General features: G+C 75.5%; 19 protein-coding genes. 8 read left to right on the top strand and 11 right to left on the bottom strand.

Annotated features, from left to right (window positions below; translation table 11 throughout):
* The first annotated feature begins 202 nt into the window (after nucleotides 1-202).
* From ABIH81_RS30565 to ABIH81_RS30550, 4 genes are read left to right on the top strand one after another with little or no spacing between them, the layout of a single operon-like run.
* A complete protein-coding gene (locus tag ABIH81_RS30565) occupies nucleotides 203-3,388 on the top strand; it encodes an FtsX-like permease family protein (protein WP_349878294.1) in 3,186 nt (1,061 codons plus the stop codon).
* Nucleotides 3,385-6,114: an FtsX-like permease family protein gene (locus tag ABIH81_RS30560; RefSeq protein WP_349878293.1), complete on the top strand. Its 2,730-nt coding sequence runs from the start codon at nucleotides 3,385-3,387 to the stop codon at nucleotides 6,112-6,114. The genes ABIH81_RS30565 and ABIH81_RS30560 overlap by 4 nt, the downstream gene beginning before the upstream one ends.
* 1 nt (nucleotide 6,115) lies before the next feature.
* Nucleotides 6,116-7,150, top strand: a complete 1,035-nt coding sequence (locus tag ABIH81_RS30555) for an ABC transporter ATP-binding protein (RefSeq protein ID WP_013284833.1) — start codon at nucleotides 6,116-6,118, stop codon at nucleotides 7,148-7,150.
* Nucleotides 7,150-7,875 (top strand): ABC transporter ATP-binding protein, encoded by a 726-nt coding sequence (locus tag ABIH81_RS30550; RefSeq protein ID WP_349878292.1) that lies wholly within the window; start codon nucleotides 7,150-7,152, stop codon nucleotides 7,873-7,875. Before ABIH81_RS30555 ends, ABIH81_RS30550 begins: the two co-directional genes overlap by 1 nt.
* A 79-nt stretch (nucleotides 7,876-7,954) precedes the next feature.
* Here ABIH81_RS30550 and ABIH81_RS30545 read toward each other — a convergent pair whose 3' ends face one another.
* Nucleotides 7,955-8,407 carry a GNAT family N-acetyltransferase gene (locus ABIH81_RS30545; RefSeq protein WP_349878291.1) on the bottom strand — a complete coding sequence of 151 codons (453 nt, stop codon included), beginning with the start codon at nucleotides 8,405-8,407 and terminating at the stop codon, nucleotides 7,955-7,957.
* Between the two features lie 158 nt (nucleotides 8,408-8,565).
* Nucleotides 8,566-9,714, bottom strand: a complete 1,149-nt coding sequence (locus ABIH81_RS30540) for a helix-turn-helix domain-containing protein (protein ID WP_349878290.1) — start codon at nucleotides 9,712-9,714, stop codon at nucleotides 8,566-8,568.
* Nucleotides 9,715-9,886: 172 nt separating this feature from the next.
* On the opposite strand from ABIH81_RS30540, the gene ABIH81_RS30535 reads away from it, so the two are divergent.
* Nucleotides 9,887-11,161 (top strand): YncE family protein, encoded by a 1,275-nt coding sequence (locus tag ABIH81_RS30535; RefSeq protein ID WP_349878289.1) that lies wholly within the window; start codon nucleotides 9,887-9,889, stop codon nucleotides 11,159-11,161.
* Nucleotides 11,162-11,213: 52 nt separating this feature from the next.
* Here the strand turns inward: ABIH81_RS30535 and ABIH81_RS30530 are convergent, their stop codons facing one another.
* Both ABIH81_RS30530 and ABIH81_RS30525 read right to left on the bottom strand, forming a co-directional pair.
* Complete coding sequence (locus ABIH81_RS30530) at nucleotides 11,214-12,818, bottom strand: alpha/beta hydrolase (protein WP_349878288.1); 1,605 nt, start codon at nucleotides 12,816-12,818, stop codon at nucleotides 11,214-11,216.
* 19 nt (nucleotides 12,819-12,837) lie between these two features.
* Nucleotides 12,838-13,950, bottom strand: a complete 1,113-nt coding sequence (locus tag ABIH81_RS30525) for an ATP-dependent DNA ligase (protein WP_349878287.1) — start codon at nucleotides 13,948-13,950, stop codon at nucleotides 12,838-12,840.
* A gap of 136 nt (nucleotides 13,951-14,086) precedes the next feature.
* On the opposite strand from ABIH81_RS30525, the gene ABIH81_RS30520 reads away from it, so the two are divergent.
* Together ABIH81_RS30520 and ABIH81_RS30515 are read left to right on the top strand one after the other, a co-directional pair.
* Nucleotides 14,087-14,299, top strand: coding sequence for a hypothetical protein (locus ABIH81_RS30520; RefSeq protein WP_349878286.1), 213 nt, complete (start codon nucleotides 14,087-14,089; stop codon nucleotides 14,297-14,299).
* Between the two features lie 247 nt (nucleotides 14,300-14,546).
* Complete coding sequence (locus ABIH81_RS30515; RefSeq protein WP_349878285.1) at nucleotides 14,547-14,969, top strand: SRPBCC family protein; 423 nt, start codon at nucleotides 14,547-14,549, stop codon at nucleotides 14,967-14,969.
* Here ABIH81_RS30515 and ABIH81_RS30510 read toward each other — a convergent pair.
* On the bottom strand, nucleotides 14,944-15,432 hold the full coding sequence (locus tag ABIH81_RS30510; RefSeq protein ID WP_349878284.1) for a GNAT family N-acetyltransferase: 489 nt from the start codon (nucleotides 15,430-15,432) through the stop codon (nucleotides 14,944-14,946). The two genes, ABIH81_RS30515 and ABIH81_RS30510, sit on opposite strands and share 26 nt — an antisense overlap.
* Nucleotides 15,433-15,505: 73 nt before the next feature.
* Here ABIH81_RS30510 and ABIH81_RS30505 point away from each other — a divergent pair, with 73 nt between their 5' ends.
* Nucleotides 15,506-16,006 (top strand): DUF1990 domain-containing protein, encoded by a 501-nt coding sequence (locus tag ABIH81_RS30505; RefSeq protein WP_349878283.1) that lies wholly within the window; start codon nucleotides 15,506-15,508, stop codon nucleotides 16,004-16,006.
* 4 nt (nucleotides 16,007-16,010) lie between these two features.
* Here the strand turns inward: ABIH81_RS30505 and ABIH81_RS30500 are convergent, their stop codons facing one another.
* The 6 genes from ABIH81_RS30500 to ABIH81_RS30475 form a co-directional block, all read right to left on the bottom strand.
* On the bottom strand, nucleotides 16,011-16,925 hold the full coding sequence (locus ABIH81_RS30500) for a DNA-3-methyladenine glycosylase 2 family protein (RefSeq protein ID WP_349878282.1): 915 nt from the start codon (nucleotides 16,923-16,925) through the stop codon (nucleotides 16,011-16,013).
* Between the two features lie 152 nt (nucleotides 16,926-17,077).
* Nucleotides 17,078-17,734, bottom strand: a complete 657-nt coding sequence (locus ABIH81_RS30495) for a hypothetical protein (protein WP_349878281.1) — start codon at nucleotides 17,732-17,734, stop codon at nucleotides 17,078-17,080.
* 204 nt (nucleotides 17,735-17,938) lie between these two features.
* Nucleotides 17,939-18,718, bottom strand: coding sequence for a zf-HC2 domain-containing protein (locus ABIH81_RS30490; RefSeq protein WP_349878280.1), 780 nt, complete (start codon nucleotides 18,716-18,718; stop codon nucleotides 17,939-17,941).
* Nucleotides 18,715-19,413 (bottom strand): sigma-70 family RNA polymerase sigma factor, encoded by a 699-nt coding sequence (locus tag ABIH81_RS30485; protein WP_349878279.1) that lies wholly within the window; start codon nucleotides 19,411-19,413, stop codon nucleotides 18,715-18,717. Before ABIH81_RS30485 ends, ABIH81_RS30490 begins: the two co-directional genes overlap by 4 nt.
* Nucleotides 19,414-19,495: 82 nt before the next feature.
* Nucleotides 19,496-20,353 (bottom strand): fused MFS/spermidine synthase, encoded by an 858-nt coding sequence (locus tag ABIH81_RS30480; protein WP_349878278.1) that lies wholly within the window; start codon nucleotides 20,351-20,353, stop codon nucleotides 19,496-19,498.
* Nucleotides 20,353-21,333 carry a hypothetical protein gene (locus ABIH81_RS30475; RefSeq protein ID WP_349878277.1) on the bottom strand — a complete coding sequence of 327 codons (981 nt, stop codon included), beginning with the start codon at nucleotides 21,331-21,333 and terminating at the stop codon, nucleotides 20,353-20,355. The genes ABIH81_RS30480 and ABIH81_RS30475 overlap by 1 nt, the downstream gene beginning before the upstream one ends.
* Between the last annotated feature and the right edge of the window lie 5 nt (nucleotides 21,334-21,338).

Below are 21,338 nucleotides of genomic sequence, written 5' to 3'. Positions count from 1 at the left end.
ATCTTGGAGTTGTGGTCGTTCCCAAAAGCCGCATAGAACGCATTCGAGGTGCCACAACTCCAAGATCGACGGGGAGGTGGGCGGGCGGCGCGCGCAAGGGTGGGGAGGGACCGATAACGATCATGTAACGGGCGCGAACCTTTTGCGGGGTGTCACTGCTCTCTCTCGGCATCGGCCCGCCGGGGCCAGGAGAGGACGTCGGATGAAGCTGGTGTGGAGGCGGGCGGTAGAGGCCCGTGGGCTGCTGCTCGCCGCCGCTGTCGCGGCACTCGTCGCGGTCGCGTTGGTCACCGGGCTCTCCGACTACAACCGCCGGGCCGTCGAGGCGGGCGCCCGGGCGGTGCTCGACGCCGCCCCGGCCGAGGAGCGCAGCCTGCTGATCAGCGGCTCCGGTGGCGCCGACGCCGCCGCGTTCGCCGAGCGGGACCGGGCGGTACGGGAACAGTTCGCGAACGGGCTCGGCGGCGCCCCGGTCACAGTGGCCGCGAGCCGCGCCGGGACCGGGCGGGAGCTGACCGGGGACGTGGGCGCCGCCCGTACCGACGACGATCCGATGTTCGCCAACCTGGCCACGCTCGACGACCTGCCGGCGCACGCCGAGTTGGCGGCCGGGGCGTGGCCGGTGCCCGGCAGCAACCCGTTGCAGGTGACGTTGCCGGAGACGGTGGCCGCGCGACTGGGCCTGGAGGTCGGGGAGCGGGTGCCGCTGTACGACCGGGGCGCCGAACGCGCCGGCACGGTGGTGGTGGTCGGCACGTGGCGCCCACGGGACGCGTCCGAGGCGTACTGGCGTCTCGCCCCCGGGGTGGGGGAGAGCCAGGGCGACGCGGAGGTCACCTCGTACGGGCCGTTCGCGCTCGACCCGGCCGACTTCACCCGTACCTTCCCGGGCTCCACCTCGGCGGCCTGGGTGGTCGACCCCGACCTGGTGGCGGTCGAGCCGGCCCGGCTGCCCGCCGTGATCACGGCGCTGGACGAGATCACCGGGAAGCTGCCCGAGGCCACCGGCCTGGGCTCCTCGACACAGCAGGTCAGCCACCTGGACCGGCTCGTCGACCGGCTCAGCCGGGCCGACCTGGTGGGCCGGTCCGCGCTGCTCACCCCGCTGCTGCTGATCGTGGTGCTCGGCGGGTACGCGCTGGTGCTGGTGGCCGCGCTGCTCAACGAGGACCGGCGGGCCCAGACCGCGTTGCTGCGGGCCCGGGGCGCCGCCCGGGGGCAGATCGCCGGGCTGGCCGTACGCGAGGCGACTCTCGTGGTGGCGCCGGCGCTGCTGCTGGCCCCGGCGCTGACCGGGCAGGCGATCCACTACCTGGGCGCGGACCTGGGGCTGGCCGACGGCGACCTCGCCCGGGTGTGGATGGTCGCGGTCGGCGCGGCGGTGGGCTGCCTGCTCGCCATGGTGCTGCCGGCGATGCGCCGGGCGGGCACGTACGTCGCGGACATGGCGTCCCGGTCGCGGCCCTCCCGGGGCGCGGCCGTGCAGCGGGCGAGCGTCGACGTGGCGCTGGTGGCCCTCGCCGTGCTCGCCTGGACCCAGCTACGGCAGTACTCCTCGCCGCTCGCCGGCGCCAACGGCAGCCTCGGCATCGACCCGCTGCTGGCGGCCGCGCCCACCATCGGCGTGCTGGCCGGCGCGGTGATCGCGCTGCGGCTGCTGCCGCCGACCACCCGGCTCGCGGAACGCTTCGTGGACCGCCGGACGTGGAACGCCACCATGTTCGGCATGTGGCAGGCGGGCCGCCGCCCGCACGCCGGTCCGGTGCTGCTGCTCGCGCTCGCCGTCGGCGGCAGCACGCTCGCCTGGTCGCTGGTCGCCTCCTGGGAACGCTCGCAGCGCGACCAGGCGCAGCACACGGTCGGCGCGGACCTGCGGCTGACCGAGCGCAACGGCGCCGCCCCGGCCGACCGGGCCGCCGCGCTGGCCGCCGTGCCCGGCCTGGACCGGGTGCTGCCCGCCTGGCGCGACGACGTACGCCTGGGTCGTGAGGCCCAGCCGGCCACAGTGGTGGCGTTCGACGCCGCCGCCGCGAAGGGGATGATCCGGCTCGACGACGCCGGCGGTGACGCGTCCACCGGCGCCCTGCTGGACCGGCTCGCCGACGGCCGGACCGCGCCGGCCGGCGGCGTCCTGCCCGAGGGGGCGAAGACGCTGTCCGGCACCGTCCGCACCCCGGTCGAGAGCATGTTCGACCGGCCGCAGGTGGCAGTGACCGCGTTGTTCGCCACCGACGCCGGGGCCACCTGGCGGGTCCGGCTGGCCGAGGCGGGCGGCGACGGGAAGCCGGTGCGCTTCTCGGTGTCGCTGCCCGACAGCGGCGGCGCACCGCTGCGCCTGGCCGGCTTCGAGGCCGACGGCGGCGACGCCAGCGGCAGCTCGTACCGGCTGCTCCTGGACGAGCTGCGGCTCACCGACGCCTCCGGAGCGCCCCTGCCGGTGCCGGTGGAGGGGGCCTGGCGGGTGATCGACCCGGGCAGCGGTCCGCGCCGGGACGCGCAGGCGACCCCCACCCGGGTGGACGCGACGCAGAGCTTCGATGTGCCCGAAGGGCTGTTGCAGTTCGCCCGCACACCCTCGTCCCGGTTCGCCGTGGTGCCCCGGGCCGAGGATCCGCCGGTGCCGGTGCTGATCACGCCGGGGGTCGCCGCCGCGCTGAGCGTGAAAACCGGTGACACCGTCAAGCTGTCCGTCGCCGAGGTGACCCTGGAGATCACAGTGGCTGGCCAGGTCGCCGCGATCCCCGGCACCACCGGCGACGGGGTGCTGCTGGACCTGCCCACCGCCACCACGCAGCTCCTCGAACGCAGCGGTGGCGTCCGGCCGGTGGCCGAGTGGTGGCTGGGCACCACGCCCGGCGGGCACACCGCCGCCGCTGACGCGCTCGCCGCGACCGGCGGCACGGTGCTGCTGGACCGCCGGGCGGTGGCCGCGGAGGCCGCCGAGGATCCGTACTGGCAGGGCGCGCGCACCGGGCTGCTGGCCGCCGCGCTCGGCTCGGTGCTGCTCGCCCTGGTCGGCCTGGCGGTCGACGTGTGGGCCACCACCCGGCGCCGGCTCACCGAGTTCGCCGTGTTCAACACGCTCGGCGCGAACACCCGGCTGCTGGCCCGCGCGTACCTCGCGGAACAGACGTTCCTGGCCGCGATCGGCGTCGGCGTCGGGATGCTCGTCGGCGCCCTCGTCGCGGCCACCATGGTGCCGCTGGTGATCCTCACCCCGGCCGCCGGCCGGCCGGTGCCCGAGGCGGCCTTCACAGTGCCCTGGGTGCCGATCGGGACGACCGCCGCCGGGCTGCTGCTCGCCGCGCTCGCCTTCGCCGCCCTCATCACCACCGGCATCCGCCAGCGGGTCGCCGCCGCGCAGCTCCGGATCGGAGGAGAACGATGAGCCTTCCTGGTGCCGCGCGCCGGGTCCGCGCGTACGGGGGACAGTTCCTGCTGCTCGCCGTCCTGACCCTGGTGACCGCCCTGCTGATCACCGGCGTTCCCCGGGTCGCCGACCGGCTGACCGGGCAGGGGCTCACCGAGTACGTGGCCGGGCAGCCGGTGGCCCGCCGCGACCTCACGTACAGCGCCGGACCGGACGTCGTGCCGGCCTCGGACCAGCCCGCCGTCGCCAGCCGGGGGGCCCTGCTCGCGGCGATCGAGGAGAAGATGCCCGCCGAGGTGCGCGACACCATCGGCGAGCGCTGGTTCGCGGCGCAGACCGTCCCCGGGCGGTTGCGCGGTCCGACGCTGAGCGACGACAAAGGGCTGATCGACCTGCACCTGCGCGCCGGCACCGGCATCCGGGAGGCGGCCACCCTGGTCGACGGGCGGTGGCCGGAACGCGGCGTAACCCCGGCCGGCGCGATCGAGGTGACGCTCGCCGAGACGATCGCCACCAGGCTCGGCGTCGCGACCGGCGACCGGTTCCGCCTCTCGCTGCTGGACGCGGACGACAACGTGCTCAACTCCCGCCCGGTCGACCTGGTCGGCGTGTGGCGGCCGAACGACCCGGCCGGCGGAGTCTGGGACACGCTGCCGTCGATGCTGAAGCTCAGCCCACCCGAAGGCGACGGCGACCCGTTCGTGGCCGTCGCGTACACCGCCGACGCGGGCCTGAACTCGATCACCGCCCGCGAATGGCCGGTGACCTTCGGCTGGCGGTACCGGATCGCCCCGGACCGGCTCGAACCGGGCCGCCTCGACGCGCTGATCGCCGGTGTCGACGGGCTGGACCGGGCCATGCCCACTGAGGTCAAGACGACCCTCAGCCAGGGCGTGGACATCCCGCTGCGGCGCTTCGCCGACTCGCTCGCCGCCGCGCGTACCCTGCTCGCGGTCATCGCGGCCGGGCTGCTCGCCACGCTGGCCGGGCTGACGCTGCTGGCCGCCCGGCTGGCCGCGCGCCGCCGCCGCGCCGAGTTCCACCTGATCCGGGCACGCGGCGGCTCCACCGGCGCGGTGCTGCGCCGCGGCCTGGCCGAGTCGCTGCTGGTGCTGCCGGCCGCGGCCGGGATCGGCTGGCTGCTCGGCGGGCTGCTGCCCGGCACCGGGGCGTCGTGGCGCTGGGTGGTGATCGCCGGGCTCGTGGCGACGCTGCTGCCGCCGCTGGCCGCGCTCGCCGTCGGTCGCCGGGCCGGTGGGCGTTCCGACCTGGGCGGCCGGTCGCCCGCCGTCCGGCTCACCGTCGAGGTGGCGGTGCTCGGGCTCGCCGTGCTCGGCGCGTTCCTGCTGCGCCGTCGCGGGCTCACCGCCGGTTCGGTGGACCCGCTGCTGGTCTCGGTGCCGGTGCTGCTGGCGATCGCGGCGGCGCTGCTGGCGCTGCGCGCGTACCCCTGGCCGTTGCGGCTGGTCAGCCGCGTCGCCTCCCGGGCGCGCGGCAGCGTCGCGTTCCTCGGCACCGCCCGCGCGGGCCGGGCCGCGAGCACCGGGCCGCTGGTCGTGGTGGTGCTGGCCGTCGCCACCGCCGCGTTCTGCGGCGTGGTGGCGACCGGCATCGAGACCGGCCGGGACACCGCCGCCGCCCAGGCCGTGCCCGGTGACCTGCTGGTACGCGGGGAACGCTTCACGCCGGACACGGCGGACCAGTTGGCCGCGCTGCCCGGGGTACGCGCTGTCGCGCCACTGCTCACGGTGCCGGCCGAACGCCCCTACGCCGACCGCGCCGGACGCCCCACCCCGGTCACCGAGATGCGCGTGGTGCTCGTGGAGGGGGAGCGGTTCGCCGAGGTGGCACGGCAGGCCGGCGTACCGGTGAGCGTGCCCGGCCCGGTGCTGGCCCGCGCCGACGGGAGCACGCCGCTGCCGGCGCTGGTGTCCCCGGCGGTGGCCGAGGAACTGGCCGACGCCGGGCTCGCCGACGCGCAGGGCGACCGGCCCGCCTGGCTGGACGTGCAGGGCAACCGGCTGCCGGTGCGGACCGCCGCCACGGTCGACGAGTTCGCGCTCGTCGGCGAGGGCGTACGCCGGTTCGTGGTGCTGCCGTGGCCGGCGCTGCCGCCCGACGCGCCGCACCAGCTCGCGCCCACCGGTTTCGTGCTCGCCGGATCCGGCGTGGACGCGGCCGAGGTGGACCGGGTCGCGAGGGAGGGGCAGAACCGCTACCTGCGCATCGGCGGGGTCGGCACCGGGGACAAGGCCCGCGCGCCGGAGGTGACGACCCGTTCGGCGGTGCGCGCCGACCTGGGCGGCACCGGCGTGAACGGCCTGCTGGTGTTCGGCTTCGTGCTCGGCGCCGGGGGTGGCGCCGTGCTGGGGCTGCTCGGGCTCGCGCTCGCGGTGCTCGCCGGGGCCCGCTCGCGCGGGCAGGTGCTGTCCCGGCTGCGCACCATGGGCCTGTCCCGCCGGCAGTGGCGCGGACTGCTGATGGTGGAGCTGACGCCGCTGGTGCTGGTGTCGGTGCTCACCGGGGCGGTGGTCGGCGCGTTGCTGCCGCTGCTGCTCACGCCGGTGCTCGGGCTGCCCGCCTTCACCGGGGGCGTGGAGGTACGCCCGAGTTTCGAGCCCGGCCTGGTGGCCGGGGTGTCGGTCCTGGCCATGCTGGCCCTCGGCTTCGCGATCACCGTGGAAGCCGTGAACAACCGCCGGTTGCGCCTCGGCGAGGTGCTGCGGCTCGGAGAGGAGAGCTGACATGACCGCGACCGCTTCCGGCCATCCGGGCCCGGCGCGTCTCACGCCGCGCGACGAACCGTCGTCCGCCGTACCGGATCTGGCGTCGCTGCAACAGCGCGCCGCGCAGCGCGCCGCCGAACGGGCCGGTGGACGCGACCGGCTGCGCGGGCACATCGTCTGCGACGGCCTGGTGCGCATCTTCAAGACCGAGGGCGTCGAGGTCGTCGCGCTCCAGGGCCTCGACCTGGTCATCGACCGGGGCGAGCTGGTCGCGATCGTCGGCGCGTCCGGCTCCGGCAAGTCGACGCTGCTGAACATCCTGTCCGGGCTGGACACCCCGACGGCGGGCATCGCCCGGGTCGCCGACTACGACCTGCTGTCGCTGTCGAACAAGCGGCGGCTGGCGTACCGGCGGGACGTGGTCGGGTTCATCTGGCAGCAGACCGGCCGCAACCTGCTGCCGTACCTGACCGCGCTGGAGAACGTGGAACTGCCGATGAAGCTGGCCGGACGGGCCGGCGGCGGGCGCAAGCGGCGGGAACGGGCCCGTGAGCTGCTGGACATGGTGGGCGTCGGCTACTGCGCGGACCGCCGGCCGGGCCAGATGAGCGGCGGCGAGCAGCAGCGCTGCGCGGTCGCCGTGGCGGTCGCGAACGACCCGGAGATCCTCTTCGCCGACGAGCCGACGGGCGAGCTGGACGAGGCCACCGGCGCCGAGGTGTTCGCCGCGCTGCGCACCATCAACGCCGAACTGGGGGTCACCATCGTGGTGGTCACCCACGACCACGCCGTGGCCGGCCAGGTCCGCCGTACCGTCGCGATCCGCGACGGCCGGACCGCCTCCGAGGTACGCCGGACCGCGCGCGTCACCGCCGACGGCGGCACCGAGATGGTCAGCGAGGAGTACGCGGTGCTGGACCGCACCGGCCGGATGCAGTTGCCGGCGCAGTTCGTGGAGGCGCTGTCCCTGCGCGACCGGGTCCGGCTCAACCTGGAACCCGACCACGTCGAGGTGCGCCCCGGCGACCGGGCACACGGCGAGGAGAGTGAGTGATGACCAACCGGACAGTGGTGCTGCCGGCGGTGCCGGCGCCGGCCGTCGAGGACGTGGTCCGGGTCGAGGGGGTGAGCCGCACCTTCGGCAGGGGCGAGCACGCCGTGCACGCCGTGCGGGACGTCTCGTTCACGGCGGGACGCGGTGAGCTGGTCGCCGTCCGGGGCCGCTCCGGCGCCGGGAAGACCACGCTGCTGAACCTGGTCGGCGGCCTGGACCGGCCGGACGCCGGGCGGATCCGGGTGGCCGGGCACGACGTCACAGCCGCCGGTGAGCGGGAGCTGCTGTCGTTGCGCCGGGGCACGATCGGGTTCGTGTTCCAGACGTTCGGCCTGGTGCCGATCCTGTCCGCGGCGGAGAACGTCGGGGTGCCGCTGCGGCTGGCGAAGGTGCCGGCGGCCGAGCGGGAGCAGCGGGTGGCGGTGCTGCTGGAGCTGGTCGGGCTGGGCGGGCACGCCGCGCAGCGCCCGTACGAGCTGTCCGGCGGCCAGCAGCAGCGCGTGGCGGTGGCCCGGGCGCTGGCGAACGAACCGGACCTGCTGATCGCCGACGAGCCGACCGGTCAGCTCGACTCCGAGACCGGACGGTCGATCATGGACCTGCTCCGGGCGGTGGTGCACGCCCGGGGCATGACCGCGCTTGTGGCCACGCACGACCCGGCGCTGATCGAGCTGGCCGACCGGACGCTCACCCTGCGCGACGGCCGGCTCGTCTCGGAGGACTGACCCGTCCACCGGGCCGCGCACCTTCGGGTGCCGGCCCGGTACCGGGTCGCGGCCGGCCCGGCGGCGGGTCGCGGCCGGGTCAGAGCGCCAGCTTCATGCCCTCGTGACTCGCGACGAAGCCCAGGTCGCGGTAGAACCGGTGCGCGTCGGCGCGCTGCTTGTCGGTGGTGAGCTGCACCAGCGCGCAGCCGCGCTCGCGGGCCCGGTCGATCGCCCAGCGCATCATCGTCCCGCCCAGCCCGCGACCGCGCCGGTCCGAGCGCACCCGCACCGACTCGATCAGGCACCGCTGCGCCCCGTGCCGGCCCAGCCCCGGGATGTACGTGAGCTGGAAACAGCCGACCAGCTCCCCGCCGTCGTCGGCGACGATCAACTGGTTGCGCGGGTCGGCGTCCAGGTCGGCGAAGGCCCGCTCGTACGCCTCGTCCACCTCGGGCAGGTCGCGGCTACGCCCGAGCACGTCGTCGGCGAGCAGCGCGAGCACGGCGGGCAGGTCGGCGCGGACCGCCTCCCGGAAGATCACCTCGGTCACCCGGCCAGCCTGGCACAGCGCCGCGCGCCGGTGCGGCCCGGGCGGCGTCCCGACGCGTCGCCCGGTCGTGTCGTCCGGTGGCGGCGGCCGGTCGTGTCGCCCGGTCGCGCCGTCCGGTCGTGTCGGCCGGTCGCGGCGGCTGGCCGCGCCGTCCGTGGTCAGCCGCCGTCCAGCCAGCTCCGCAGCGCCCACCACCAGTGCACGGTCTCCGGCACCGTGCACCGCGCGCCCTCCTCGACCGGTGGCCCGCCGGTCAGCTCCCGCAGCCGCCGCAGCCGGTAGCGCACCGTGTTCGGATGGACGTGCAGCGCGGCGGCGGTCTGGTCCAGCCGCTGGCCGTGGTGCAGCCAGGCGAGCGCGGTGCCGGCCAGCTCCCGGTGGAAGTCGTCGGCCGGGTCGAGCGCGCCGAGCAGCGCGCCGCGCAGCAGTTCGGCCAGCAGCGGCTGGGCGGCCAGCGCGGTCTCCCCGGCCAGGTCGGTGACCCGGCGCAGCCCGCGCAGCCGCCGGTTGGCCGCCGTGGCCAGCGCCGCCAGGCAGAGCGCGTACATGGCCGGGGCCCGCTCCAGCGGCTGCGCGGGCGCCACCAGCGTCAGCAGGTCGGCCGGTACGGCGTCCGGCGGTCGCGGGAGCAGCCCGGCCAGCCGGTCCCCGACCGTGCCGAGCAGGCCGCCCCGCGCGGTGAGCTGCCGGTGCAGGGCGTACGCCCGGACCGGGTCCGGTGGCGCGGCGACCAGGCAGTGGTAGCGCCCGTCCGGCCGCAGCCCGAACCGGGTCAGCTCGGCCGAGGGCAGGCCCGCCGGGCCGTCACGCAGCAGCCGCCGCAGCAGGTGCGCCCGGGCCGCCGCGCCGGTGCGTACCATTTCCCGCTCGGCGCTGCGGTGCCCGTCGACCACCGCCCGCTCCACCGCCGCGGCGTACCGGCCGATGGTGAGCAGCCCTTCCAGCAGCACCTCGTCGGGGATGCCGGCGGCCCGGCCGTGCCGGACCACCAGCTCCACCGCCCGGTCCCGCCCGGCCTGCACCCCGCGCAGCAGACCGGCGACGGAGACGCCCTGCGCCGCCCGGTCCGCGCCCAGCCGGCGGGCCTCGGCGAAGTCCCGCCCGGCCGGATCCTCGTGGCGTTCCAGCGCGCCGAGACCGCTCGTCAGGAGCAGGACGACCTGTCGGCGTACCTCGTCGGCGGGCAGCCGGGCGACCTCGGGGGAGTTCGCGCGGGCGGCCCGCGCCACCTCGTCGACGGCGGCCGGATCGGCGGACAGGTCGCGCAGCAGCGCGCCGAACGTCGGGGCCTGTCCGGTCCGGGTCATCGGCGTCCGCCGCCCTCCGGTTGTCGACGCGGCACAACCGGGCCGCGCGGGCGTTGGCGTCAGCTCCCTAGCCCCGGCGGCCGGCCGGTTGCTCTCCTGGTTGTTACCGCAAGGTAACACCGCTCGCGCCACTGAGAAACGTCGATGTTCCACCGGCTGCCAGGAGGCGTCCATGACACCCGTGCCACCCCGCCCGTCCCGCTCCCGCCGCTGCGCCGGCCTGGCCGTCCTGGCCGCGCTCGCCCTGGTCGCGCCGACGCCGCTGGTGACGGCCCCCGCGCCGGCCGCCGCCGCGGTCGCGCTCCAGGAGGTGATGTTCGTCGGCAACACCTGGGACGGCACCGCCGACGTCATCCGCTCTCGCGGCGACTACGCCAGGCTCGGCCGGATCAACGTGATCCCGGACCGCGCCGCGCGGCTGCGCGAGATCTACCTCAACCCGATCAAGCTGGCGTTCTTCCTCGGCATCCGGCAGGGCCCGGGGGAGGGACACGACCAGCTCATCGACGACATGTACACCACGCCGGACGGCACCGCGCTCGTGGTGTCCCGGCCCAGCTTCGCCGACGTCGTCTCGATCGACCTGGCCACCGGCGCGCTGCGCTGGCGGTTCCCGGTCTCCGGCTACCGCGCCGACCACATGGCCGTCTCGCCCGACGGCACCCGCGTCGCGGTCTCCGCGTCCACCTCCAACACGGTGCACGTGCTGGACATCCGCACCGGCGCGCAACTCGGCTCGTTCGGCGCCGGCGACAAGCCGCACGAGAACATCTACACCGACGGCGGCACCCGGCTGTGGAACATGTCCATCGGCGAGGTCAACACCGACCTGGACGCGCCGTGGCTCGACTGGACCAAGGGCGACCGCCGGATCACCGTCGCCGACACCGGCACGTACCAGGTGGTCAAGGTGATCGACATGCGGGACCGGCTGGACGCCGCCGGCCGCCGGGACCTCTCCGACGCGGTCCGCCCGGCCGTGTTCACCCCCGACGGCAGCCGGCTCTACTTCCAGGTGTCCTTCTTCAACGGCGTCGTCGAGTACGACGTGGCCACCGACCGCGTCACCCGCGTCGCCACGCTGCCGAAGAACCCGGCCACCAGCGAGGACCGCACCACCTGGGTCAACGACTCCCGGCACCACGGCCTGTCGATGAGCCCCGACGGCGCCCGGATCTGCGTCGCCGGCACCATGGACGACTACGCCACAGTGCTGGACCGGGCCACGCTGCGGGAGGGCCCGCTGGTGCCCGCGAGCAAGCCGTACTGGGCCACCGTCAGCGGGGACGGCCGGGACTGCGTGATCTCCGAATCCGGCGCCGACCAGGTCACCGCGATCAACTTCGCCACCGGGCAGAAGGTCGCGAGCGTCCCGGTCGGCGACCACCCCCAGCGCGTCCGCATCGGCCACATCCCGCAGGGCTGGACGCCCCCGGCGGCCGGCTGACCGCCGGCGTTCGACCGGCCGGCGTCCGGCTCCCGGCCGCCGGCCCGGACCGTCACCGGGCGGGGCAGCGCAGCCCCTCCCGGGGGACGGTGAGCGAGATCAGGTACGCGTCGACGGCCGACGTCACGCACGACGTCTGCGGGTAGGCGGTGTGCCCCTCGCCCTCCCAGGTCAGCACCCGCCCCACACCGAGCATGGACGCGAGCGCGGGCGTCTGCTCGTACGGCGTGGCCGGGTCACCGGTGGTGCCGACCACCAGGATCGGCGGCGCGCCGTCCGCCCGCCCGGTCGGGTACGGATCCCGCTCGCCGGGCCACTCCACGCAGCCCAGCATCCCCACCGCCAGGGCGGGACCGAACAGCGGATACTTCTGCCGCCACTGCGACTGCAACGAGCGGACCTGCTCACGGGTCGGCTTCTCGGTCTCGTCGGCGCAGTTGACCGCCAGGTTGGCGTCGAACAGGTTGGAGTAGTGCCCGTCGGGCTCGCGGCCCGCATACGCGTCGGCCAGCTTGAACACGCCGTCCGGGTCGCCGCCCTGCAGGTCGTCGATCGCCCGGGCCAGCTCCTGCCAGCCCTGCTCGGTGTAGAGCGACGAGATCACCGCGTAGAAGACCCACCCGGCGGTGGCCTCGCGGCCGTCCTGCGCGCGTACCGGGGAGGCCTTCGCCTTGGCGATCGCGTCCGTGACCGCACCCCGGGCGTCCGGGGCGATCGGGCAGCGGCCGGCGTTCGCCGCGCACCACCTGGTGAAGTTGTCGAACGCCCGCTCGAAGCCCTTCGCCTGGCTCTCCGACCCGGCGATCAGCTTCTGCTGCGGGTCGACCGCGCCGTCGAGCACCAGGGCGCGCACGCGCTGCGGGTAGAGCTGGGCGTAGGTCGCGCCGAGCAGCGTGCCGTAGGAGTAGCCGAGGTACGTCAGCTTGTCGTCGCCGACCGCCGCGCGGACCGCGTCCATGTCCCGCGCCGCCTGCTCGGTGCCGTAGAGCGGGAGCTGGTCGCCGTACTTCGCGCCGCACCGCTCGCCGATGCGCCGGTTGAGGCCGACGAAGCCGTCGAACGACGACTGGCTCTCCGGGTCGGGGTCGTAGCCGAAGCTGGCGTCCAGGTCGGCGTCGGAGATGCACTTGACCGGGCTGGACCGGGCCACCCCGCGCGGGTCGAAGCCGACGATGTCGAACCGGTCCGTGATCGCCGTCGGCAGGCCGCCGAACGCCGGGCCGAAGGACAGGTAGACGGCGGTGTCGACGCCGGACGCCCCGGGACCACCCGGGTTGATCACCAGCGAGCCGATCCGGTCGCGCTGCTTGGTCGAGCGGGCCCGGATCAGCGCGATCTCGAACGTCTCACCGGCGCCCGGCCCGGCGGTCGCGCCGGTGGTGGCCCCGGTGCCCCAGTTGCGCGGCACGGCGATCCGGGCGCAGTCGTAGCGCATGTCCGCCGCGCCCCGCCCGACCAGCTCGTCGGGCACCTCCGGGCAGGCCCGCCACTCCGGAGCGGTGCCCGGCGGGGCGGCCTCGCCCTCGCTCTCGGCGCGCGGGGCGAACGCCGGCAGCGTGCAGCCGGCGGTGAGCACCACCGCCGCGACGAACGCGGCCAGGGCGGGCCGGAACCGGCGGGTCCGGTCGGGGAAGCGGGTCACGTGGGCGCCTTCCATGATCGTGTCGACCGTCAGGCTACGCCCGGCCGCGGGTGTCACCGACCGTCGCCGCCGGATCGCCGCGCAGCACCTCGTCGACGTCGTAGCGGATCGGGCGTTCGAGCTGGCCGTAGTCGCAGGAACGGGGATCACGGTCGGGGCGCCAGCGCAGGAACCGGGCGGTGTGCCGCAGCCGGTCGCCCTCCATCGCGTCGTACGCCACCTCGACCACCAGCTCCGGGCGCAGCGGCTCCCACTCGAGGTTCTTGCCGCCGGTCCACCGGCTCACCCCGCCCGGGATGCGCTGACCCCGCTCGTGGTCGCCGTGCACCCACGGGTGCTCGCCGCCGACGTCGCGGTAGGGCTCCAGCTCGTCGAGCAGCTCCTTGCGGCGGGCCATGGTGAACGAGGAGCTGACGCCGATGTGGTGCAGCACGCCGTCGTCGTCGTAGAGGCCGAGCAGCAGCGAGCCGACCACCGGCCCGGACTTGTGCCAGCGGAAACCGGCCACCACCGCGTCCATCGTGCGCGCGTGCTTGACCTTGAACATGAGCCGCTTGCCCGGCTCGTACGGCAGGTCGGCCGGTTTGACGATCAGCCCGTCCAGCCCGGCGCCCTCGAACACGTCGAACCAGCGGCGGGCCGTCTCCGGGTCGGTGGTCACCTGGGTCACGTGCACCGGTGGGCGCACCCCGGACAGCGCCTGCTCCAGCCGCTCGCGGCGCCGGGGGTAGGGCTGGTCGGTGAGCAGCTCGTCGTCGACGGCCAGCAGGTCGAACGCGACGAAGTCGGCCGGGGTGGTCTCGGCCAGCAGCTTCACCCGGGAGGCGGCCGGATGGATGCGCTGGGCCAGCAGCTCGAAGTCGAGCCGCGGCTGCCCGCCCGGGCCGTCCCGGCGGATCACGATCAGCTCGCCGTCGACCGCGCACCGGGGCGGGAGCTGCCGCCGGGCCTGCTCGACCACCTCGGGGAAATAGCGCGTCATCGACTTGCCGCCCCGGCTGGCCAGCTCGACCTCGTCGCCGTCACGGAAGACGATGCAGCGGAAGCCGTCCCACTTCGGCTCGTAGGTCAGGCCGTCATCGGTGGGCAGGTCGGCCACGCTCTTGGCCAGCATCGGCTCGACCGGAGGGTTGATCGGCAGGTCCACGGCGACCAGTCAACCAGACCCCACCGACAGTGGTGAGGCAGATCACCGCCGGTGGCCGAGTGGCGTGTCCCGTCGCGGCCGCGTTCGTCACCGCCGCCCGAATGGTGAAACCGCAGGTCAGAGCTACCGTCGCGGCGTGCCGGAGTGGAGTTGCGGATGCTGCGGGCGCTGGCGGGTCAGCGTCGAGCTGATCCGCGGCCACTACCGCTACCGGCTGGCGCACCACTACCCGCCCGAGCACGGCGGCGGCGCGAACGTCCTCGGCGAGGTCGGCTCGGTCGCCGAGCTGGAACGCCTGCTGAAGCGGTACGCCCCGGTAACCCTGGCCGACCTCCACGAGGCCGCCTGACCCCCACGCGCTATGGTCCGCCGGCTGGGCCCGGCTCCCGGCTCCCGGCGAGATCTTGGTACCAAACGGCCCCCATAGGGGCCCCTTCCTACCAAGATCTCCACCGATCCCACTTCGCGGAACGCCAATCCCGCGGGACGGGGGGCGCTCCACGTGGCAACCAGCCGAGCGAGGCGCGGGCGCGGGGCGGCGGCGGAACGGGGTGCGGGCATAGCCTGAGGGGACCGTCCACGGGGGAGGAACGCCGATGCGGTTCGCCGAGTCCGTCGAGATCGCCGCCGACGCCGACCGGGTCTGGGCGGTGCAGACCGACGTGGAGCACTGGCCGGAGTGGACGCCCTCGGTCACCGCCGCCCGCCGGCTGGAACCCGGTCCGCTGACGCTCGGCTCGACCGCCCGGCTGGAGCAGCCGCGCCTGCGTCCGGCGGTGTGGCGGGTCACCGAGATCGAGCCGCCGTACTCGTTCGTCTGGGAGTCGGCGGGCCCCGGCGTGCGCAGCCGGGGTGAGCACCGGCTGGTGCCGCTGGACGACGGGCGCACCCGGGCCGAGCTGGTCCTGGTGCAGACCGGTCCGCTGGCCGGCCTGATCGGGTTGCTGGCCGGCTCGATGATGCGCCGCTACCTGCGGCAGGAGGCGGACGGGCTCAGGCGCCGGTGCGAGCGGGACTGACCGTCTTCTCCAGGACGGCGAGGCGGTTGCCGTTCTCGTCCGGCCGGTGCGACACCACCCGGTAGCCGCGGCCCGCGTACAGGGACAGGTTCGCCGCGCTGTCCGCGCCGGTGAACAGCGCGAACCGGGTCACCCGGCCGGCGCAGGCGAGCTCGACGGCGTCCAGCAGCCGCCCGCCGACGCCCCGGCCCTGCTGGTCGGGGGCGACCGAGAGGCGGCCGACGTGGGCGGTGTCGCCGTCCACGCGGGCGCGTACCGAGCCGACCAGGCGGGTGCCGCGCCGGGCGGCGAGCACCACGTCCGGGCCGGCCAGCGCCGCCCGTACCTCGTCGAGCGTCTCGGTCAGCGGGGGCAGGAACACGTCCCGGTAGCGCTGCGCCTCCACCAGGTACGCGGCACACTGCACGGTGAGGATCTCCCCGGCGTCGGCGAGGCCGGCCGGGGCGATGGTCACGTCGGTCACCGGCTCAGCTCACCACAGCGCTCCGGGGCGGCCGTACCCTGGCGGGTGTCCCCGCGACGTGGAGGTGGCCGCCGTGCCCGAGCTGACGTACCCGGAGGTGGGCGCGACCCGCGACGGCGGCCGGCCGGCCGGTTACCACCACCTGCGCCACCGGGTCCGGCTGCCGGACGGCGGTTTCCCGGTGGCGGCGGACGCGGTGCTGGGCTGGCGGCTGCACCGCGCGGCCGGCGTGGTGATGCGCGCGGACGCGCCGCGCGCCGCCCCCGGGGTGCGGGTCACGCCGGGACTCGGTGTCGGCCCGGTGCGGCTGTGGGGCCCGACCGAGGTGGTCTGGACGGTCGACGAGCCGGACCGGGCCGGCTTCGGCTACGGCACGCTGCCCGGGCACCCGGAGGTCGGTGAGGAGGCGTTCCTGGTGACCCGGGGCGCCGACGGCGTCTGGTTCGAGGTGACCGCGTTCAGCCGCCCGGCCCACTGGTACGTGCGGGCCGGCGGGCCGGTCGTGCTGGGCTTCCAGCGGGCGTACGCCTGGTGGCTGGGGCGGACGCTGCGGCGGCTGTGCCGGCGGCGCTGAGCGGTCAGTAGCGGGCGAAGGAGCGGATCGGGGCGCGCGGGCCGTACTTCGGTGCCTGGACACCGGCCGCCTCCAGCAGCACGCACACCCGGCCGCGGTGCCCCCGGAACGGCTCCAGCAGCGCCAGCATCCGGGCGTCGTCGCCGCGCGGCTCCCCGGCCAGCGCCCAGGCCACCGTGTTCGGCACGTGGTAGTCGCCGACGCTCACCGCGTCCGGGTCGCCGTACGCGATGCGCACCACCTCGGCGGCGGTCCACGGCCCGATCCCGGGGATCGCGGTGAGCCGCCGGGTGGCCTCCGCCGAGTCGGCGCAGCGTTCCAGCCGGTCCGCGACGGCCGCCGCGCGGCGCAGCGTGTCGGCGCGCCGCTGCTCGACGCCGAACGGGTGGAACACCCAGTACGGCGTGGCCGCCACCGCGGCGGGCTCCGGCGGCAGCAGCAGTGGTTGCAGCGGGCCGGGCGCGGGTTCCCGGAAGTGCCGGACTGTGGCGGCGTACGCCCGGTACGCCTCCTTGCCGGTGACCTTCTGCTCGAAGACCGCCCGCAGCAGCCGGGGGAAGATCTGGCCGGTGGCGGGCATCCGCAGCCCGTGGTGGGTGTGCGCCAGCCGGGCCACCAGCGGGTGCGCGGCGGCGAGCGCGGCGAACCCGGTCAGGTCGTCGCACAGCCCGGCGATCCGGTCGGCCCGGTCGACCACCCAGGCCGCGCCCGGGCCGTACCCCTCGGCCAGCAGTTCGCCGGCTTCCGTGCGCAGCGCCAGCGTGGCCGGGCCGTCCGGGGTGCGGGTGGCCCACCAGAACGTGCCGGCGGCGATCCGCGCGCACGGGTCGTACGGGCTGAACGTGAGCGCCCGCACCGAGGCGGCCAGCCGGTAGCCGGCCGGCGGGCGCAGCGTACGGCGGGCGTCGGGCGAGGTCACCAGCCCACTCTGCCACGCGGCCCGGCCGTGACGCCGGGGCACGCCCCGCGTGCCGGGAGGCGGGCCGATGCCGGTACGCCCCGCCTCCCGGGTCCGCGACGGTGACCGGCCGCGCCCTCCCCGGCGGCGACCGGTCACCGTGTCCTGGTGCGTCAGTACGAGTAGTCCGAGCCGCCGCCGGAGCTGTCCGAGCCACCCGCCGCGGGCGGCGCGACCGCCTTGGGCGTGCCGGTCGGCAGGCAGGTCAGGTTCTTCTTGCCGTTCGGGTCGACCACGAACCAGGTGCCGCCGACGCCCTGGCCCTTCCACTGGCCGGGCTTCTTGTCACCGATGTAGCGGTAGACCGGCCAGCCGCCGATGGTGAGCTGCCGGGTGCCGTCCTGGCGGGTGATGGTGCCGACCTTGTCGTCGGAGACGCCACGCAGCTGCGGGTTGCCGTCGGTGAGCGACGGCGGCCACACCTCGGCGCACTTGTCCACGCAGTTGGACTGCGGCGGGTCGTCGGAGTCCTTGTCGAACCGGTACAGCACCCAGCCGTCCTGGTCGGTGACGACGCGGCCCATCCGGGGCAGCTTCTTGCCGACCAGCTCGTCGGTGATCTTCACGTTGGCCGGGGGCGCCTTGTCCGCGACCGGCTCCTCGGGAGCCGCCGACGCCTCCGGTTCGGCCGCCGCGGTGGGTTCGGCCGCGGCGACGGCGACCGGCTCGGCCGCGCCCGAGTTCGCCCCGTTGTAGCCTGCGGGGGCGCAGGCCGTAAGTGCGACCATCGCGCTCGCGACGATGACGGTCGTCCGCTTGTGGTGTGCCACGTGCCCTCCTCGTTCTTGGCAGTTCGCCGAGTAGTACGGGCGCGGCGCTGTCAAGGTTGAAACCAAAACGGTGGCACATTTCACAGTGGACCGATTGAACCGATGGGCGTCGCCGTGCGTGCGTCAGCACGAGGGGGTCCGCCGGCCCGGGCACGACGCGACGGCGCCGGGCGGCTGAACCACCCGGCGCCGTGAGCACCCCGGTCAGATGTCGTCCACCGTCACCAGCGGACTCGCCACGCCGTTCGCGTCGACCGACTGCACCTGAAGCTTGTCGATGTCGCGCACCGGGGCCGAGGTGGACGCGCTCAGCTCCAGCGGAAGCTGGTTCTGGTTCGTCCCGTAGCCGCCGACCGGCACCGACCAGGTGGAGATCACCTCGCTCGTGGCGTTCTTGCGCACCACCACCAGCCGGCACGTGCGCGGCCCCGGCAGGCGGCTGAGCTGCACCGCGATCTGCGTGCCGTACTCCTTGCGGGCCAGCCACATCGTGGTCTGCACGCCGGTCGCCGGGTCGGTGGCATTGTGCTGGTCGCCCTCGATGTCCTCTTTCCCGCCGACACCGGGGGCGTTCGGGTCGCCCGGCTCGCCGCTCGGCGCCGCCGTCGGCGCGGCCGGTGTCGGCCCCGCCTGCGGCGGCGCCGGCTCGTCGCCGAGCATCCCGGCCGCCACCGCGCTCACGCCGCCGAACACCACCACGGCCGCCGCGGTCGCCAGCAACTGCCGCACCCGGGTGCGACGGCGGTCCCGCCGGACCGCCATCAGCGTCCGGTCCAGCAGCGCCGGATCGGTGTGCGTCTGCTCCAGCGCGGCCATCGCCTCGCCGTCGATGCCGGCGAGCAGCCCCACCACCGGGACCATCGTCTCCAGTTCCGCCGCGCAGGCCCAGCAGGTGGCCAGATGCTCCTCGAACCGCTCCGCGTCCTGCTGATCCAGCACGCCGAGCGCGTACGCGGCGACGTCCATGTGGTCGGCCCGGCTCATTCGGTCACCCCCCTCTCCTGCAGGGCCGTGCGCAGCGCGCGCAGCGCGTAGTAGACCCGTGACTTGGCGGTACCGAGCGGGAGCCCCAGTTCCTCGGCCGCCTCCGGCACGGTGCGCCCCCGGAAGTACGTCGCCACCAGGATCTCCCGGTGCGACTGGCTCAGCGTACGCAGCGCGTCCGCGACGGTCATCGTGCGCAGCACCCGGTCGGTGCTGTCGGACTCGGCGAACATGGTCAGATCCCGGTCGTACGTCTCGGGCGGGCGGGCCTGCTCACTGCGGTGCTCGTCGATGGCGATCCGCCGGGCCACAGTGACCAGCCAGGGACGCAGCGAGCCCTGGCCCTGCACGCCGAGCCGGTGCGCGTTGCGCCAGGCCCGCAGCAGCGTCTCCTGCACGATGTCCTCGGCGCGCTGCCGGTCCCCGCCGGTCAGCCGCATCACGAACATCAGCAGCGGGCCGGCGTGCTCGGCGTACAGCAGGCGGATCAGCTGGTCGGAGTGGCTGGCCTCGGCGGAGGTCGCCTTGTGGCGTCCGGAAGCGGGTCGCGGCGGCACCGGGTCATTCTGGCGATCGGTGGACCGGGCGTCGACCCCCCGGCCCGAACGCGAGGCGCGCGAGTGTGGTTGCGCCCGGGCGAACATCCACTCGGGCCGCGCCACCTCGCCGTGCCAGCCGGCCGCCACCGCATGCATGCAGACCTCCGCTGTCCAATGACATCAGCCGGCCCCCCACGGGCATGGCCGCCCGGTGATACGCAGCGACCAGCCGATCGGATCAACGTTTGACCGAAAAAATTCCCGGCGGCGGGGGAGTGGAGTCGACGGCGTCCGCGTCGTGGACCACCGCCGCGCCGCCGGTGAACCGGTCCAGCTCGGCGCCGGCCAGCACCCGGCCGGGGAACCAGTCGCCCGCCGCCCGCCGGGCCAGCTCCGGCACCGGCGGCTCCACCCGGGAGGCCACCAGCACCAGGTTGCCGTAGCGCCGGCCGCGCAGCACCGCCGCGTCGCCGACCAGGCAGGCCCGGGGCAGCACGCTACGCACCGTCGCGACCTGCGCGCGGGCGTGCCGCAGCGGCGGGCCGTCGGCCACGTTCGCCAGGTAGCTGCCGCCGGGCGCGAGCACGCGGGCCACCTCGGCGGCGTACTCCACCGAGGTCAGGTGCGCGGGGGTACGGGCGCCGGCGAACACGTCGGCCACGATCACGTCGTACGCGCCGTCCCGGCTCGACGCCAGCGTCGCCCGCGCGTCGGCCACCCGGACCCTCAGGCGCGGATCCGACGGCCAGGGCAGCTCCCGGCGGACCAGCTCGACCAGCGCGCCGTCCACCTCGGACACCCGCTGGGCCGAACCGGGCCGGGTGGCCTGCACGTAGCGGGGCAGGGTCAGCGCGCCGCCGCCCAGGTGCAGCACCCGCAGCGGCGTCCCGGCCGGCGCCACCAGGTCCAGCGCGGCGGCCAGCCGCCGGACGTACTCGAACTCCAGGTGCGCCGGGTCGGTCAGGTCCACGTGCGACTGCGGCGCGCCGTCCAGCAGCAGCGTCCACGAGCCCGGACGGTCGACGTCCGGCACCAGCTCGGCCCGGCCGGTGTCGACGTCGGCCACCACCCGGTCGGAGTCGCGTCGCCGGCCCATCAGCGCCGCATCCCGCGCGCCGCGGCGGTGAGCACCCGGTGCAGCAGCCGCGCGTCGCCGAGCATCCCGCGCAGCCGGCGTTCCAGCCCGGCGATCGGCACCAGATTCTGCGGGGCACGCGGATCCTTGTACGGGGTGGAGGCGAACCGGGGCAGCGTCACCAGCGACAGGTCGGCCAGCGCGATCGCCTCCGGCACGGTCAGGTCGGCCGAGCACTCCACCCGCACGATGCCCGCCCAGGGCGCGCCGGCGCGCACCGGCAGCCGCAGATACCACGACCACCCGCCCCAGGCCGTGCCCAGCCGGAACACCGGGCACCGCTCACCCGGCGCCAGCCCGGTCACCACAGCGGTCAGCCGGGCGTCCAGGTACTGGCTGTGCTGCGTCTTGATGTACCCGAGCGTGCGCGGCAGGTTGCGCCGGCTGCGCAGCGGGCCGTCCACCACCAGCAGGTCGCCGTCGGTGCGTACCGCGTCGGAGACGGCCACCTCCAGCGCGGTCAGCGGCGCCTGCACCGCCGCGGGCAGCTTGCTCAGCTCACCGGTGCCGCTGACCCGGTGCACCGGGTAACGGACCGTACCGGCGACCACGTCCTGCGCCGACGGGCTCGCCGTGAACAGCCCCCGGCCCACCCGGGAACCGGCCAGCTCGGCGGCGCCCCGATCCAGGTCGCAGCGCACCACCCCGGCCGCGTACGAGGCGGCGATGCCGGGGAACGAACCGCCGTCCTCCTCGGCCGTCCAGACACTGGCGTCGATCCGGCGTACCCCGTCGACGAGCAGCACCACGTCCGGCGCCCGCACGCCCGCGCGGGGGCCGATCGCCCGCCAGTCGGTGGCCGGCAACTCGACGTCGGCGTCGACCTGGGCGCTGCTCGGCGCGGCCGGCCCGGACCCGCCCGCCGCCTCGAACGACGCGCCGTACGCCGGATCCCAGGCGTCGACGAAGAACCGCGCGCCGACCGGCGACGGCCCGGTCACGCGGC

The organism is Micromonospora sp. HUAS YX12, from assembly GCF_040215685.1.
Classification (GTDB): domain Bacteria; phylum Actinomycetota; class Actinomycetes; order Mycobacteriales; family Micromonosporaceae; genus Micromonospora; species Micromonospora tulbaghiae.
Note: the sequence above shows the minus strand (reverse complement) of the source record. Positions and strands in the feature narration are given on the sequence as shown.

Excerpts from the sequence above, each read along its gene's own strand:
- ABIH81_RS30565 (WP_349878294.1), top strand. The coding sequence starts at position 203 with ATGAAGCTGGTGTGGAGGCGGGCGGTAGAGGCCCGTGGGCTGCTGCTC.
- ABIH81_RS30530 (WP_349878288.1), bottom strand. The coding sequence starts at position 12,818 with ATGGAAGGCGCCCACGTGACCCGCTTCCCCGACCGGACCCGCCGGTTC.
- ABIH81_RS30485 (WP_349878279.1), bottom strand. The coding sequence starts at position 19,413 with ATGCATGCGGTGGCGGCCGGCTGGCACGGCGAGGTGGCGCGGCCCGAG.
- ABIH81_RS30535 (WP_349878289.1), top strand. The coding sequence starts at position 9,887 with ATGACACCCGTGCCACCCCGCCCGTCCCGCTCCCGCCGCTGCGCCGGC.
- ABIH81_RS30515 (WP_349878285.1), top strand. The coding sequence starts at position 14,547 with ATGCGGTTCGCCGAGTCCGTCGAGATCGCCGCCGACGCCGACCGGGTC.
- ABIH81_RS30540 (WP_349878290.1), bottom strand. The coding sequence starts at position 9,714 with ATGACCCGGACCGGACAGGCCCCGACGTTCGGCGCGCTGCTGCGCGAC.
- ABIH81_RS30555 (WP_013284833.1), top strand. The coding sequence starts at position 6,116 with ATGACCGCGACCGCTTCCGGCCATCCGGGCCCGGCGCGTCTCACGCCG.
- ABIH81_RS30490 (WP_349878280.1), bottom strand. The coding sequence starts at position 18,718 with ATGAGCCGGGCCGACCACATGGACGTCGCCGCGTACGCGCTCGGCGTG.
- ABIH81_RS30480 (WP_349878278.1), bottom strand. The coding sequence starts at position 20,353 with ATGGGCCGGCGACGCGACTCCGACCGGGTGGTGGCCGACGTCGACACC.
- ABIH81_RS30550 (WP_349878292.1), top strand. The coding sequence starts at position 7,150 with ATGACCAACCGGACAGTGGTGCTGCCGGCGGTGCCGGCGCCGGCCGTC.
- ABIH81_RS30560 (WP_349878293.1), top strand. The coding sequence starts at position 3,385 with ATGAGCCTTCCTGGTGCCGCGCGCCGGGTCCGCGCGTACGGGGGACAG.